Source organism: Methylobacterium sp. WL64 (genome assembly GCF_008039945.1).
GTDB lineage: Bacteria > Pseudomonadota > Alphaproteobacteria > Rhizobiales > Beijerinckiaceae > Methylobacterium.
The window spans coordinates 1-13,412 of record NZ_VRVA01000130.1 but is presented as its reverse complement, the minus strand read 5'-3'; the positions used below and the strand labels follow the sequence as shown (position 1 = coordinate 13,412).

14 protein-coding genes and 2 rRNA genes are annotated in these 13,412 nt (G+C 69.0%); 10 read left to right on the top strand and 6 right to left on the bottom strand.

Annotated features, from left to right (window positions below; all coding sequences use genetic code 11):
• The 5 genes from FV242_RS28945 to FV242_RS28925 form a co-directional block, all read left to right on the top strand.
• Positions 1–107 (top strand): 23S ribosomal RNA (locus tag FV242_RS28945); the annotation flags it as partial.
• A 131-nt stretch (positions 108–238) separates the two neighbouring features.
• A 5S ribosomal RNA gene (gene rrf / locus FV242_RS28940) occupies positions 239–354 on the top strand.
• Positions 355–706: 352 nt separating this feature from the next.
• Positions 707–1,402: a response regulator transcription factor gene (locus FV242_RS28935; protein WP_147910430.1), complete on the top strand. Its 696-nt coding sequence runs from the start codon at positions 707–709 to the stop codon at positions 1,400–1,402.
• A gap of 2 nt (positions 1,403–1,404) precedes the next feature.
• On the top strand, positions 1,405–2,904 hold the full coding sequence (locus FV242_RS28930; protein WP_187193731.1) for a HAMP domain-containing sensor histidine kinase: 1,500 nt from the start codon (positions 1,405–1,407) through the stop codon (positions 2,902–2,904).
• A 48-nt stretch (positions 2,905–2,952) separates the two neighbouring features.
• Positions 2,953–3,738: a 3-hydroxybutyrate dehydrogenase gene (locus FV242_RS28925; protein ID WP_147910429.1), complete on the top strand. Its 786-nt coding sequence runs from the start codon at positions 2,953–2,955 to the stop codon at positions 3,736–3,738.
• 48 nt (positions 3,739–3,786) lie between these two features.
• Here the strand turns inward: FV242_RS28925 and FV242_RS28920 are convergent, their stop codons facing one another.
• Together FV242_RS28920 and meaB are read right to left on the bottom strand one after the other, a co-directional pair.
• Positions 3,787–4,164: a CsbD family protein gene (locus FV242_RS28920; protein ID WP_147910428.1), complete on the bottom strand. Its 378-nt coding sequence runs from the start codon at positions 4,162–4,164 to the stop codon at positions 3,787–3,789.
• A gap of 178 nt (positions 4,165–4,342) precedes the next feature.
• Positions 4,343–5,329 (bottom strand): methylmalonyl Co-A mutase-associated GTPase MeaB, encoded by a 987-nt coding sequence (meaB, locus tag FV242_RS28915; protein WP_147941326.1) that lies wholly within the window; start codon positions 5,327–5,329, stop codon positions 4,343–4,345.
• 242 nt (positions 5,330–5,571) lie between these two features.
• On the opposite strand from meaB, the gene FV242_RS28910 reads away from it, so the two are divergent.
• The gene (locus tag FV242_RS28910) at positions 5,572–6,600 is read left to right on the top strand and encodes an alpha/beta hydrolase (RefSeq protein ID WP_147910426.1); all 1,029 of its coding nucleotides are present in this window, start codon (positions 5,572–5,574) and stop codon (positions 6,598–6,600) included.
• A 17-nt stretch (positions 6,601–6,617) separates the two neighbouring features.
• Here the strand turns inward: FV242_RS28910 and FV242_RS28905 are convergent, their stop codons facing one another.
• Positions 6,618–7,502, bottom strand: a complete 885-nt coding sequence (locus FV242_RS28905; RefSeq protein WP_147910425.1) for a transglutaminase family protein — start codon at positions 7,500–7,502, stop codon at positions 6,618–6,620.
• Between the two features lie 248 nt (positions 7,503–7,750).
• Here FV242_RS28905 and FV242_RS28900 point away from each other — a divergent pair, with 248 nt between their 5' ends.
• The 3 genes from FV242_RS28900 to FV242_RS28890 all read left to right on the top strand — a co-directional run bounded on the left by FV242_RS28900 (position 7,751) and on the right by FV242_RS28890 (position 9,886).
• Positions 7,751–8,101 (top strand): hypothetical protein, encoded by a 351-nt coding sequence (locus FV242_RS28900; protein ID WP_147910424.1) that lies wholly within the window; start codon positions 7,751–7,753, stop codon positions 8,099–8,101.
• Positions 8,102–8,176: 75 nt separating this feature from the next.
• Positions 8,177–8,689 (top strand): DUF533 domain-containing protein, encoded by a 513-nt coding sequence (locus tag FV242_RS28895; protein ID WP_147941325.1) that lies wholly within the window; start codon positions 8,177–8,179, stop codon positions 8,687–8,689.
• A 204-nt stretch (positions 8,690–8,893) separates the two neighbouring features.
• A complete protein-coding gene (locus FV242_RS28890) occupies positions 8,894–9,886 on the top strand; it encodes an esterase (RefSeq protein ID WP_147941324.1) in 993 nt (330 codons plus the stop codon).
• A gap of 189 nt (positions 9,887–10,075) precedes the next feature.
• Here the strand turns inward: FV242_RS28890 and FV242_RS28885 are convergent, their stop codons facing one another.
• Together FV242_RS28885 and FV242_RS28880 are read right to left on the bottom strand one after the other, a co-directional pair.
• Positions 10,076–11,257, bottom strand: a complete 1,182-nt coding sequence (locus tag FV242_RS28885; RefSeq protein WP_147941323.1) for a pyridoxal phosphate-dependent aminotransferase — start codon at positions 11,255–11,257, stop codon at positions 10,076–10,078.
• 24 nt (positions 11,258–11,281) lie between these two features.
• The gene (locus FV242_RS28880; RefSeq protein ID WP_147910420.1) at positions 11,282–11,473 is read right to left on the bottom strand and encodes a hypothetical protein; all 192 of its coding nucleotides are present in this window, start codon (positions 11,471–11,473) and stop codon (positions 11,282–11,284) included.
• Between the two features lie 176 nt (positions 11,474–11,649).
• Between FV242_RS28880 and FV242_RS28875 the strand changes: the two genes are divergently transcribed.
• Positions 11,650–11,940, top strand: a complete 291-nt coding sequence (locus FV242_RS28875) for a hypothetical protein (protein WP_147941322.1) — start codon at positions 11,650–11,652, stop codon at positions 11,938–11,940.
• Positions 11,941–11,946: 6 nt separating this feature from the next.
• Here FV242_RS28875 and FV242_RS28870 read toward each other — a convergent pair whose 3' ends face one another.
• A complete protein-coding gene (locus tag FV242_RS28870; protein WP_246692937.1) occupies positions 11,947–13,326 on the bottom strand; it encodes an ATP-binding protein in 1,380 nt (459 codons plus the stop codon).
• Positions 13,327–13,412 lie beyond the last annotated feature (86 nt).

The following is a 13,412-nucleotide window of genomic DNA, read 5'->3' as shown; positions in this document are numbered from 1 at the left end:
AGACCTCCCTTGAGGGCCGTGGAAGACGACCACGTCGATAGGCCGGGGGTGCAAGCGCGGTGACGCGTTGAGCCGACCGGTACTAATCGCCCGATTGACTTGATCGCTCCCGTGATCCGTGTCCGTGAACACGGTCGCAGAAAGACCCGCAGCGCCAGACGCTGCATGCTTGCCGAACGAGGACCCCGCCGTCGCAGCACCCTGCGCGGCCAGTCCCAAAAACATTGCGATGCGCCGGTCTGGTGGCTTGAGCGGCGTGCCCAGAACCCGATCCCATCTCGAACTCGGCCGTTAAACACGCCAGCGCCCATGGTACTGTGTCTCAAGGCACGGGAGAGTCGGTCGCCGCCAGACCCGCACATCGCAAACACATCCCTCGACACGCACACCGATCCCAAACAGGCCGTCCCTCACCAGGGACGGCCTGTTTGCGTTTCTGGTGCTGCTCGGACAGCCGTTCCTTACGGCATCGTCATCCTTTCGCGAGCGTCCGGTAATCGCGACGCTGCCAGGGTCGTCAGGCCGCTCACGCAGTCCGGGCCGAAACGCGACTCCTCTGATTGCGCGGTCCCCGGCTTCGGGCGAGCCGAGACCCGCCTCCAACGGTCGCGGCGCGCGTCCGACGATCATGAGGGGAGGGGGGGACATCACCGTGATGACAGAGCAGCGTTTCCCCCCTTCGCGAGCCGCGCTATGGACTGGGTCCATGCGACTGCTCATCATCGAGGATGACCGGGAGGCGGCAGCCTATCTGGTGAAGGCGTTCCGCGAGACCGGACACGTCGCCGACAGCGCGCATGACGGGCTCGATGGCTACGCGCTGGCCCGCGAGGGTGCCTACGATGTGCTGATCGTCGACCGGATGCTGCCGAAGCTCGACGGCCTGTCGCTGATCCGCTCCCTCCGCGAGCAGAGCGTCGCGACTCCGGTGCTGATCCTGTCGGCGCTGGGTCAGGTCGACGACCGGGTGAAGGGCCTGCGCGCCGGCGGCGACGATTATCTTCCGAAACCCTACGCGTTCTCGGAGCTTCTGGCTCGCACGGAGGCGCTCGCCCGGCGGCAGGCCGGATCGGGCGCGGCGGAAGAGACGCGCTACAGGGTCGGCGACCTCGAACTCGACCGCCTGTCTCACCGGGTCACCCGCGCCGGCCGCGAAATTCTGCTGCAACCTCGGGAATTCCGCTTGCTCGAATATCTGATGCGGCATGCCGGCCAGGTGGTGACCCGGACGATGCTGCTCGAGCATGTCTGGGACTACCATTTCGATCCGCAAACCAACGTCATCGACGTCCACGTCTCGCGCCTGCGCGGCAAGCTCGACAAGGGTTTTGCCTCGCCGATCATTCACACGGTCCGAGGTGCCGGCTACGTCCTGCGCTTCGACGAGGGCGCGGCCGGGTGAGCATGGGCCTCCCGATCGAGCCGATGCCCCGCGAGACCTTCGGGGCCCGGTTCCAGAAGCTGTTCCGCACCACCGCGTTCAAGCTCTCGCTCGCCTATCTGGCAATCTTCGCCCTCTGCGCCTTCCTGGCTCTCGGCTACGTCGCCTGGAACGCCCGGACGGTGTTGGACGACCAGATCGTTTCGACCATCGATGCCGAGATCAACGGCTTGTCCGAGCAGTACAATGCCGGGGGGCTCCGGCGGCTGATCACCGTCGTCGAGCGCCGATCCCGCGAGCCAGGCGCGTCCCTCTATCTGGTGACCACGGCGAGCGGCGAGCACGTCGTCGGCAATGTCGGCTACGTCCCGGCGGCGGTGCTGGCGAGCCCTGGCCAGAGTGAGACCCGATACGGGCGGGGCGATTCGGACGTCGATCCCCATCGGGCGATCGTGCGGGTCTTCACCCTTCCGGGCGGATTCCGGCTGCTCGTCGGACGCGACACCGAGGAGCGCGACCGGTTGCGTGCGGTGATCGGCCGGGCGTTCGGCACCTCCCTCGCCGCCGTGGTGATCCTGGGCGTGATCGGTGGCTGGCTGGCGGCGAGCCGGGTCCTGCGCCGGGTCGACGCCATGACGCAGACAACCCGCGCGATCATGGCCGGCGACCTCGACGGACGACTCTACGTCGCGGGCAACGGCGACGAGCTTGACCGCCTCGCTGCGAGCCTCAACCTGATGCTGGAGCGGATCGGCGAACTGATGCGCGGGATGCGCGAGGTCTCCGACAACATCGCCCACGACTTGAAGACGCCGCTGACACGCCTGCGCAACCGGGCCGACGAGGCCCTGCGCAAAGCCGCCTCGCCGGACGAGCTGCGCAACGCCCTCGAAGCGGTGACCGAGGAGAGCGACGGGCTGATCCGGGTGTTCAACGCGCTGCTGATGATCGCGCGCCTGGAAGCCGGAAGCGCTCGAGAGATCCTGGCGCCGGTCGATCTCGGCGCCGCCGTCCGGGAGGTCGGGGAACTCTATGAGGCGCTGGCCGAGGATCAGGGGTTGGACCTCGACGTGCGCGCGGAGGATGGCCTGATCATCGCGGGCAACCGTGAGCTGATCGGGCAGGCGCTGGCCAACCTGATCGACAACGCCCTCAAGTACGGGGCGGATGGATCGGAGACCCGGGTGGCGGTCGAGGCCGCGCGCTCCGGTGATGCCGTCCGCCTCACCGTGTCGGATCACGGACCGGGTATCCCGGAGGCCGAACGCGAGCGCGTATTGGGCCGGTTCGTCCGGCTGGAGGATGCGCGTTCGCGGCCGGGCTTCGGGCTGGGGCTCAGCCTGGTGAACGCCGTGGTGCGCCTGCATCGCGGGACGCTGCGGCTGTCCGACAACGCGCCTGGGCTGCGGATCGAGCTTGCGTTCCCGGCGCAGAATGTGACCCCGGATTCGAGTGACGGCGCGGCCGAAGCGATACCGTCTCCGGCGGATGCGCCGGGAGGCTCGATTTCGCGCCGGCCTTGAGGCAGGTACGTCGTCACGACATCCCGCCACCGCGACCCAGGAGGTTCCATGGCCCTCACGTCCAAGACCGCCCTCGTCACCGGATCCACCAGCGGCATCGGCCTTGCCATCGCGCGCGGCCTCGCGGCCGAGGGAGCCAACGTCGTGCTCAACGGCTTCGGGGATGCGCAGGCCATCGAGGAGACCCGGGCCGGGATCGAGCGCGAGCACGGGGTGAAGGTTCAGTATTCAGCCGCCGACATGAGCAAGCCCGATGCGATCGGCGAGATGGTGCGGGAGGCCGAGGCGGCATTCGGCGCTATCGACGTGCTGGTCAACAATGCCGGCATTCAGTTCGTCTCGCCGATCGAGGACTTCCCACCGGAGAAGTGGGAGCAGATCATCGCGATCAACCTGTCCTCGGCGTTTCACGCGATGCATGCCGCGATCCCCGGCATGAAGGCCCGGGGCTGGGGGAGGATCATCAACACTGCCTCGGCGCACTCGCTGGTGGCCTCGCCGTTCAAGTCCGCCTACGTGGCGGCCAAGCATGGGATCAGCGGGCTCAGCAAGGCCGCAGCCCTCGAGCTCGCGCCGCACAAGATCACGGTGAACTGCATCTCGCCGGGCTACGTCTGGACGCCGCTGGTCGAGGCACAGATCCCCGACACCATGAAGGCGCGCGGCCTGACCAAGGAGCAGGTGATCGAGGACGTAATGCTAAAGGCGCAGCCGACGAAGGAGTTCGTCACCGTCGATCAGGTGGCGGCGCTCGCGGTGTTCCTGTGCTCCGATGCGGCGAGCCAGATCACCGGGGCCAATATCAGCATGGATGGCGGCTGGACCGCCCAGTAGCGTCGTAGAGTGGCGGCCTCGCCGGAACGTCGGCGAGGCCGCCTCCGATCAGCGGCGCCCGTGGAACAGCAGGGCGATCCCGTAGCCGACCGCGCCGGCGATCAGCAGCGCGACCAGCGGGTTTTCCTCGACGCGGGCGCCGACGGCGGCGCGGCCGTCGCGCAGGTAGGCACCGCCCCGCTCGTAGGCGTCGCCCGCGACATCCCCGGCCCGGCCATAGGCGTCTCCGGCATAATCAGTCGCCTTGTCGGCGAGGTCCCGGGCCTTGTCCTTGACCTGCCCGTAGGCGTTCTCAGCCTGACCCTGGACATCGCGTACCCGGCCTTCCACCGAATCCCGGTTCGAGCCCACGAAGTCGCCCGCCGCACCCTGGGCCTTACCCAGGGCTTCCTTGGCGCCGCCAACGATCCGATCCGTATCCACCATGACACTCTCCTCGACGTGACCGCGGCACCGGTACGGGAGGAGGTGCCGCAGAATTCCTCGTCGTGCAGCGAACGCGCGAGACCGGGTTTGCGTACCGTGACCCGGCGATTTTCTGTGCCTTGGGCCGCGCGGCGTCGATCAGGGTAAACAAGCCGGTGCCGGAACGGGCCGCGGTGCCTCAGAGGCCGATCAACTCGGCGATGGCCGCGGCTCCAGCGGCGGGCGAGGTCTCGCCGCGGGCGACGCCGGCCTCGGCCGCGGCGGTGCTGCGCCTGACCTCGGGCGAGCCGACGAGGCGCTGGTGCAACCGCTCGTGAACGAGCGCCCACATCCATTTCACGTCCTGCGTCCGGCGCTTGGCTTGGATCTCCCCGGTGGCGGTGAGCTTTTCCCGGTGATCGACGATCCGCGCCCAGAGCGCGTCGAGGCGCAGGTTGTGGAAGCCCGAGATCGTGACCACAGGCGGCGTCCAGGTTGACGATGCGGGGGTGAGGATGTGCAGGGCGGCGCGGTATTCCGAGGCCGCCGCGTTGGCCCGCTGCTCGGCCTCGCCGGAATCGGCCTTGTTGACCGCGATCATGTCGGCGAGTTCCAGGATGCCCTTCTTGATGCCCTGAAGCTCGTCGCCGGCCCCGGGCAGCATCAGCACGAGGAAGAAGTCGGTGAGGTCGGCGACCGCCGTCTCCGACTGGCCGACGCCCACCGTCTCCACCAGGATCACGTCGAAGCCGGCCGCCTCGCAGAGCAGCATGGTCTCGCGGGTCTTGGCCGCGACGCCGCCCAGCGTTCCGGAGGACGGGGAGGGGCGGATGAACGCCTTGGGATCGTGGGCGAGCCGCGCCATCCGGGTCTTGTCGCCGAGGATCGAACCGCCGGTGCGCGATGAGGACGGGTCGACTGCCAACACCGCGACCTTGTGGCCGGCCTCCGTCAGGTTCGATCCGAGGGCATCGATGGTCGTGGACTTGCCGACCCCCGGCACGCCCGTGATGCCGACCCGGATCGCCTTGCCGGTCTCCGGCAGAACCGAGTCGATCAAGGCGGCGGCGAGCGCCCGATGGTCGGCGCGTTTCGACTCCGCCAGGGTGATCGCCCGGGCCAGGGCGGCACGGTCGCCGCCCAGCAGTCGCGCGCGCAGGCTCTCGATGTCGATGGTCGGCGTCATGGATCCTTCATGGCGGCGGTTGGCGCTGCCGTCGAGGGGGTATCGTCGCCGGGCCGCGGCCGCGGGGTCTGAGCCGTCTCAACGCGCGCGCGATCAAGCCCGCAGGGTCGACCCCTAACCCTGTGTCCGCGGCACCACGGGGGGCTGAATACCCGTACTCCACAGGGCCGGTGGGCGATCGTGCCCCGCCACGGTCACGATCCTGCGCGACGGATGGCGCCCCGCCCGAACGCACCCGGATCATGTCGAGCCAGACCGTCTCACGCCGCGCACTCCTCCGGATCGGCGCCCTCGCGGGGGCGGCGGGGCTCGCTCCGAGCCTTGGCGCCTGCGTCACCGATGACCTCGGCACCTCTGCGGCGCTGCCTGAAAAGCAGTCGGCGCTGGACGTCATGCCGGTGCTGCTGGTGGCCACGACGCGCAAGCCGGTGGGCAACCCGCCCCGGCCGCCGTACTTCAATTCCGAGCGCGGGCGCGGCCTGAGCTTCGCGGAGGTGCGCCTGTCGCCCCCCGACCGCTCGCTGCTCGGCAAGGTGTCGGCAGTCATCACCGGCGACTGGACCATCGGGGCCGTACCCAAGACCGAGAGCGGCCCAGGTGCCGCCGAGGCCTTCGCGCAGGCGGCGCTCGGCCGCGACGTGCTGATCTACGTCCACGGGTATCGGGAATCGTTCGAATCCGCCGCCGTGAGCGCGGCGCGCCTGTCGGACGGCATCCGGTTCCGGGGCGTCTCGGGCCTGTTCACCTGGCCGTCCGCCGCCGCGACCTTCGACTACAACTACGATCGCGAGAGCGCGCTCTGGTCGCGCGATGCCTTCGAGGACCTGCTGAAGGCCGTCACGTCGACATCGAGCGCCGGGCGGATCAACATCGTCGCCCATTCGATGGGCACGCTGCTGACCCTCGAGACCATCCGGATGCTGCGGGCCGAAGCCGGCGAGGCCGCGATGGCGCGGATCGGCGCGGTGGTGCTGGCCGCCCCCGACATCGATTTCGACCTGTTCTCGAACGGCGTCGCCCGGCTCGGCCCCGACGTGTCGAAGATCACCGTGATCTCATCGACCAACGACCGGGCGCTCGAACTGTCCGCGGCGATCGCGGGCGGCGTCCGGGCCGGCGCCGCCGACCGCGCCAAGCTTGAGGCGCTCGGCGTGCGCGTGGCCGACGCCTCCGATTACGGCGGCGGCCTGATCAACCACGACCTGTTCCTGTCGAACCCCGAGGTGCAGGCGGTGGTCAAGCGCGCCATCGCCCGCGGGGCGGGGGTCTGAGAGAGCCAGCAAGGCGCTCACCCCATCCGGGTCGCCATGCTCTGCGGCGGCAGGGGCTCTTCGGGTAGGATCGGCGCGTCGCCGGACGCGTCGAGATGGTCGATCCGTTCGGCCCAGACCCGGAAGCCGACGAGGGGATTGGGGCCGAACGTGTGGGTCAGCGGCACGTCCGCGGCGTCTCGGCCGTAGGCGACCATCACCCGGCCGATCCGCGGACTGTTGTTGCGCGGGTCGAACACGTGCCAGCGCCCGCCGAGAAACACCTCCATCCAGGCCGCGAAGTCGCCGGCCGGGTGCGGCTCGGGCTCGCCGATGAAGCTGATGTAGCCCGTGCAGTAGCGGGTCGGCACGTTGAGGGCGCGGCAGAAGGCCACGGCGAGGTGGGTGAAGTCGCGGCAGACGCCCCGGCCGCCGGCATAGGCATCCTGCGCCGTGCGGTCGCCATGGGCGAACTCGTACCCGAATGCGATGTGGTCGTGCACGAAGTCGCAAACTGCCTGCACCCGGCCCCAGCCCGGCTCGAGATGTCCGAACAGCCGCCATGCCTCGTCGGCCAGCAAGTCGGATTCGCAGTAGCGGCTGGGCAGCAGGAACACGATCGTCTCGGGCGGCAGCGCCTCGATCGCGTGCTGTTCGGCCTCGGGATGGGCCGGGTCCGGGCTTCCGTCGTCGCCGATCACCGCGTCGGTCCCGAGGGTGAAGTTCCCCGCCGGGGCGGTCAACCGGCCGCACAGGTTGCCGAAGCCGTCGCGATAGAGATCGACCGGCACCGGCGGCTCGGTGCGGAGCGTGTCGGGCGCCTCAAGGGCGTCCGCCCGGGTGGGATGCACGTTCAGCATCACCACCATCGGGACCGGATAGGGGAAGGCGTAGCGCATCTCGCAGCCGAGCCTGATCCGCATCCGCGGTGATCCTTCTTTCCGTTTGGTTTCGTTACGGCCATCGGCCGGGCAGGATTCGCGCCACGCATTCGCGGCGGACTGACTGAGACGGGCTTGGCGGGCGTCCGGTTCACCCCTACAGCATCCGCGCGCGGCGCTCATGACCGCCGGGGTAAGCTTAGGCATTTCTCCCCGGGGCGGTGCGTCGCACCCGCGCGCGATCCCGCTGACCGGGCGCGCCAAGGACGGTTACGAGAAGGATGCCGGCCATGTTCACGCTCGAGATCGAGGGCACCGCCGTGGCGGTGATCAACAGCGACGAGGCGTCCGCCAAGGACCTCTTCACCTGCGAGGGTTTCAAGGAAGACATCCGGACGATGACGAGCGACGGCAAGCCGCTCTGGAACGGCACCTCGCCGCTCACGATCCGGGCCGCCAACGAGGACGAGATCGAGATCTTCGAGGATGCGCTCGCCGAGGATGACGGCGAGGGCGAGTTCACCGACGACAAGCACCATGCCGGCGGCGACACCGCCGAGGAGGAAGACGAGGACGAGGCGGACATCGTCTTCCTCGTCGACATCGACGAGGCGGACGAGGACGACGAAGCCGACGCCTGACATCTGCCGCTGAACTTGGCCGCCTCCCGGGGGTTTCCGATCCGATTCGGAATGCAACACCCCGGGAGGACGGACATGGCTGACAGCAGGCAGATCGTTGATGCGCTGGTGCGCGCGCGGCGCGGCGGGATCGCCGCAAGCGCGGCTCTTGGCGGCCTCGCGCTGATCGGGGGGATCGCCTACCGGGCGCTGCGCGGTTCGGCGCCGCCGTACCAGGACGGCCCGGACTTCTCGAAGGTCGACGAGGACGAGGCCCGGCTGATGCTGCGGGCCATGGTGGCCGCCACCATCGCGGACGGCATGATCGATACCGCCGAGCGCAAGCGCCTCGACGCGGCGGTGGCCGAGGCCGGCCTCGATCCCGACGGGCGGGCCTGGCTCGACCGGGAACTGGAAAGCCCCGCCGAGATCGACGAGATCGCCGAACGGGTGAACGAGCCGGAGGCGGCGGCGCGGATTTACGCGGCCGCGCGGCTCGCGATCGATCCGGACACGCTGCAGGAGCGTCAGTTCCTGAAGATGCTCGCCGAGGCCCTCGACGTGCCCGGCAACGCAACCGCCTCGATCGAGCGAGACATCGGCGCCTGACCGATATCCATACCCGGCTTTGGATCTCCCGCGGCGGCCGAGCTTCGTGCTAGCGTTGCGGTGCGGTGATCCGGGTCGACGCGTCCCGGCCGCTGAAGGCCGGGACGTTCCATGCCAGTGCTGCCGCCATCGCCCGCTCGGTCCCATGCGCGACGGGCCGTCCGGGGCCTCACCGGGGCTCTGTTCGCCGGGAGTCTGATCGCCATGAGCGTCGCCCCCGTCCGCGCCGCCGATCCGCCGCCCGCCCCCCTGACTCTGTCGGGCCAGGGCAGCTTCTTCGTCGGCGGTCGCGATATCCAGTCCGATACGCTCTCGACCCTGCCGGCCTACGCGCCGTCCGGGACGATCACGGTCGATCAGGTCTATGTGCGCTATCAGATTCCGGTCGAGCCCGTGCGGCCGCCGGTGGTTCTGATCCACGGCTGCTGCCTCACCGGCAAGACCTGGGAGACGACCCCGGACGGGCGAATGGGCTGGGACGAGTTCTTCGTCCGTCGCGGCTTCCCGACCTACGTCATCGACCAAGCGTGGCGCGGGCGCTCGGCGATCAGCCCGGCCCAGATCGACGCGGTGAAGATGGGCAAGGCCGAGGCCGATTCGCTGCCGCCGGTCTTCTCCGCCGGGCGCGAGCCGGCCTGGGCGATCTTCCGGTTCGGGCCGGAATACCCGAAGGTGTTTCCGGGCATGCAATTCCCCCTGGAAGCCCAGGGCGAGTTCTGGAAGCAGATGGTCGCCGACTGGTCCGCCGCCCTGCCGGTGCCGAACCCGACCGTGCCGGCCCTGTCGGAACTCGCCAAACGGCTCAAGGGCGCGGTGCTGGTCTCGCACTCGCAATCGGGCATCTACCCGTTCCAGACCGCTGCTCTCGACCGCACCGGGATCCGGGCCATCGTGGCGATCGAGCCCGCCGCCTGCCCGGATCCGGCCAAGGACGATCTGGCCCCCTACAAGGACCTGCCGATCCTGGTCCTGTTCGGCGACTACGTCGACGCCTCGCCCCGCTGGGCACCCCGGCTCAAGCAGTGCCGCAGCTTCGTGGCGGCTGCGAACGCGGCCGGCGGCCGGGCCGAGCTAATCCTGCTCCCGGAAATCGGGATCCACGGCAATTCGCACATGCTGATGCAGGACAAGAACAGCCTCGACATCGCCGACTGGCTGGCCGGCTGGATCGAGAAGCGGGTGACGGGGAAATCCTGATCGGACAGCCGGCGTCGCAACCGGCCCGTCCTCCCAATCATCACCTCATCCTGAGGTGATGCGCAGCAGCCGCGAAGGAGCCGTCCAGGAATCGCGCGGCGGGCGGGAGGACTTCTTCGCGGGCTTCGCTTTGCTACGCCACCGCAGGATGAGGGGGAAATCCGGAACGGGCTCGTCTCGTAAGCTTGGTCAGCCCGGTTTCCGCTCCAACAGAAATTTTCCCATCCGCTCGATCGCCCGGCGGATGTTCTCGGCCGAATTTGCGTAGGACAGCCGGATATAGCCTTCGCCGTGGATCCCGAAATCCGGGCCGCCGATCACCGCGACGCCCGCCTCCTCCAGCAGGGTGGCGGCGAGGGACTTGGCCTTCCACCCGGTCTCGGAGACATTCGGGAAGGCGTAGAACGCGCCCTTCGGGGCAATGCACGAGACGCCCGGCAACGCGTTCAGCCCGTCGATCACGATCGCCCGTCGCCGGTCGAACTCGGCCACCATCTCGGCCACGCAATCCTGCGGGCCGTCGAGCGCCGCGATGCCGGCCCATTGGGTCGAGGCGTTCACGCAGGAATGGGCGTTGACCGCGAGCTTCCGGGCCGCGTCGTAGAGCGGCTTCGGCCATACCGACCAGCCGAGTCGCCAGCCGGTCATCGCGTAGGTCTTCGACGCGCCGTCGAGGTAGATCAGCCGGTCGCGAATCTCGGGATAGGTCAGCAGCGAGTGATGGGCTTCGCCGTCATACGTCATCGTGCCGTAGATCTCGTCCGACAGCACTGCGACATCCGGGTGGTCGGCAAGGCCCGCCACCAAAGCGTCGATCTCCGCCTTGGGCGTCACGCCACCGGTCGGGTTGGCGGGCGAGTTCACGATCAAGAGGCGGGTCTTCGGCGTGATCAAGGCCAAGGTCTCGGCGGCCGAGAAGGCGAAGCCGTTCGCCTCGCGGATCGGCACCGGCACCGGCGTCGCCCCGGTGAACTCGATCATCGAGCGATAGATCGGAAAACCCGGATCCGGGTACAGGATCTCGGCGCCGGGCTCGCCGAACATCAGGATCGCCATGAACATGGTGATTTTGCCGCCCGGCACGATCATCACGGATTCGGGCGAGACCTCGACGGCATGACGGCGGTGTATGTCGCGGGCCACGGCCTCGCGAAGACCCGGGATGCCCACGGCCGGCGTGTAGCCATGGTGCCCGTCGCGCAAGGCCTTGATGCCCGCCTCGACCACGTGGGCCGGCGTCGGCATGTCGGGCTGGCCGATGCCGAGGTTGATCACGTCCCGCCCTTGGGCTGAGAGCGCCTGGGCGCGGGCCAGCACCGTGAACGCGTTCTCCTCGCCGATGCGCGAGAAGGCCGGGACGACGTGCAGCATCGCGCTCTCCGCGGGACGGTCGTTCTAGTGCTTGGTGCGCTCGGCGAGCTTCATGGCCCCGAACGACATCGCCACGGCGATCGCACCCAGGATCACGAAGGTCTTCACCGAGGCGTAGAACAGGGCCGGCTCGATGCCCGTGTCCGTGTAGAGCACCAGGCCGATGGCGGCCAACGGCAGGGAGAGCAGGATGAACAGGGGGACGAGCGGGTTCATATTGGGCACTCGGATCCGGCGCGCGGTGGGCCGCGGCTCGTGGGCGTCGAACCTGCATACCACCCTGCCGCAAAGGTTGGGACCCCGGCGGCGGCAGTTTTTCGCCGGATCGTGCCGCCACTCACCGAAGCGCAAGCATTTAACCGGATACTGGCTTTCCGGGAGGAGATGCCAGTATGCGCCCAACAGCAGTTACGTCGAGAGGCAGTAGCCAAAATCTATCGCAGCTCGACATCCTGACGGCGCAGATCGGCCGGCTCCTGCGGCATCCTGCCTACAGGCGCGAAAGTGTCGTCAGTTCGCTGCTGCAGCGCCACCTGCCGAAAGATGCCGGCTATGCCTGGAACGGCGAAGCCGCCCTGCGCGACCGCCTCGGCCGTGCCGCCCTCGACGCGGCGAGCATCGACCATCTCATCCGCAACGCCCAGGCCGAGATCCAGCGCCTGCGGGGGCCGAGTGACGCCTGACGGCCGTCAGGCCGGAACCCGAACGGTCGCCCGCAGCCCGCCCAGCGGGCTCTCGTGCAGGGCGATATCCCCGCCATGCGCCCGGGCGATATCCCGGGCGATCGCCAGCCCAAGCCCGGATCCGCCCGCATCCTGGCGAGAATCATCGAGGCGCACGAACGGCTTGAACACCTCCTCGCGGCTCTCGGGCGGGATCCCCGGGCCGTCGTCGTCGATCGAGACGTAGAAGGCGCGGGCCTCCAGCCGGCCGGAGATCGCCACCGTGTCGCCGTACCGGGCGGCGTTGGCGGCGAGGTTGAACAGGCAGCGCCGGAACGCCCCCGGCCGTACCGTGACCGCCGGGGCTCCCGCCAGATTGACCTCCGAGACATGGGCCCCCAGGCGCTCAACGTCGCTGCGCAGGTCTTCCAGCAGCGCGCGCATGTCCGTGGGCGTCGCCGGCTCGGCGGAATCACCGCGCGCGAAGGCGAGATAGCCCTCCAGCATCCGGCTCATCTCGTCGACGTCACGGCTGAGATCCTCGATCTCACTGGTCTGCTCGAACAACGCCAGGGAGAGGCGGAAGCGCGTGAGGATGGTGCGCAGGTCGTGGCTCACGCCGTTGAGCATCGTCGTGCGCTGCTCCATGGCCCGCTCGATGCGCCGCTTCATCTCGATGAAGGCGTGGCCGGCCTGGCGCACCTCCCGGGCTCCGCGCGGCCTGAACTCGATCTCCCGACCCTTGCCGAAGCCCTCCGCTACGGCGGCGAGCCGCAGGATCGGTTTGATCTGGTTGCGCAAAAACAGGATCGCGACGCCGAGCAGCACCAGCGACGAGCCGATCATCCAGACCAGGAAGATGTGCGAGTTCGATGCGTAGGCCTGGCTGCGCCGGGCGGTGATCCGCATCACCCCGTCCGGGATCGCCACCCGGATCTCGATCAGGTTCGAGCGGCCGACCGTGTCGATCCAGAACGGCCGTCGGATCTGGCGGCTGATCTCGTCCGAGAGCGCTTCGTCCAGGATCGAGAAGAACGGCCGCGGCCCTTGGGTCGGAAGCTTGGCGCCCTTCAGGATGTCGAGGTCGAGGTTCAGCCGCTCGGCGGCGATGCGCGACAGGGTCTCGGCATCCCGGTCTTGGGGGTAGCTCTCGTAGATGTCGATCAGCGCCGCCACGTCCGCGGTCACCGCGGCCGACAGGCGCTTGGTCACGAGCTGCCAGTGCCGCTCCATGAACGTGTAGGCGATCACCGACTGGAGCAGGACCACGGGCGCGATGATGATGATCAACGACCGGGCATAGAGCCCCTTGGGCAGGACATCGCCGATCGACCGGCTCAGTCGCTTCCACAGCCGGTGCGGTGCCGAACGCGGCCGCACCGGGTCGGTCCGCAGGGTGCGCGCCAGGACGGGATCGGGGGCGTTCACGAAACCGCGCGCCCGCGTCCGCCGAGGCGGGATCGGGATCGGCGACGTGGGGGCCGTCTCAGGGG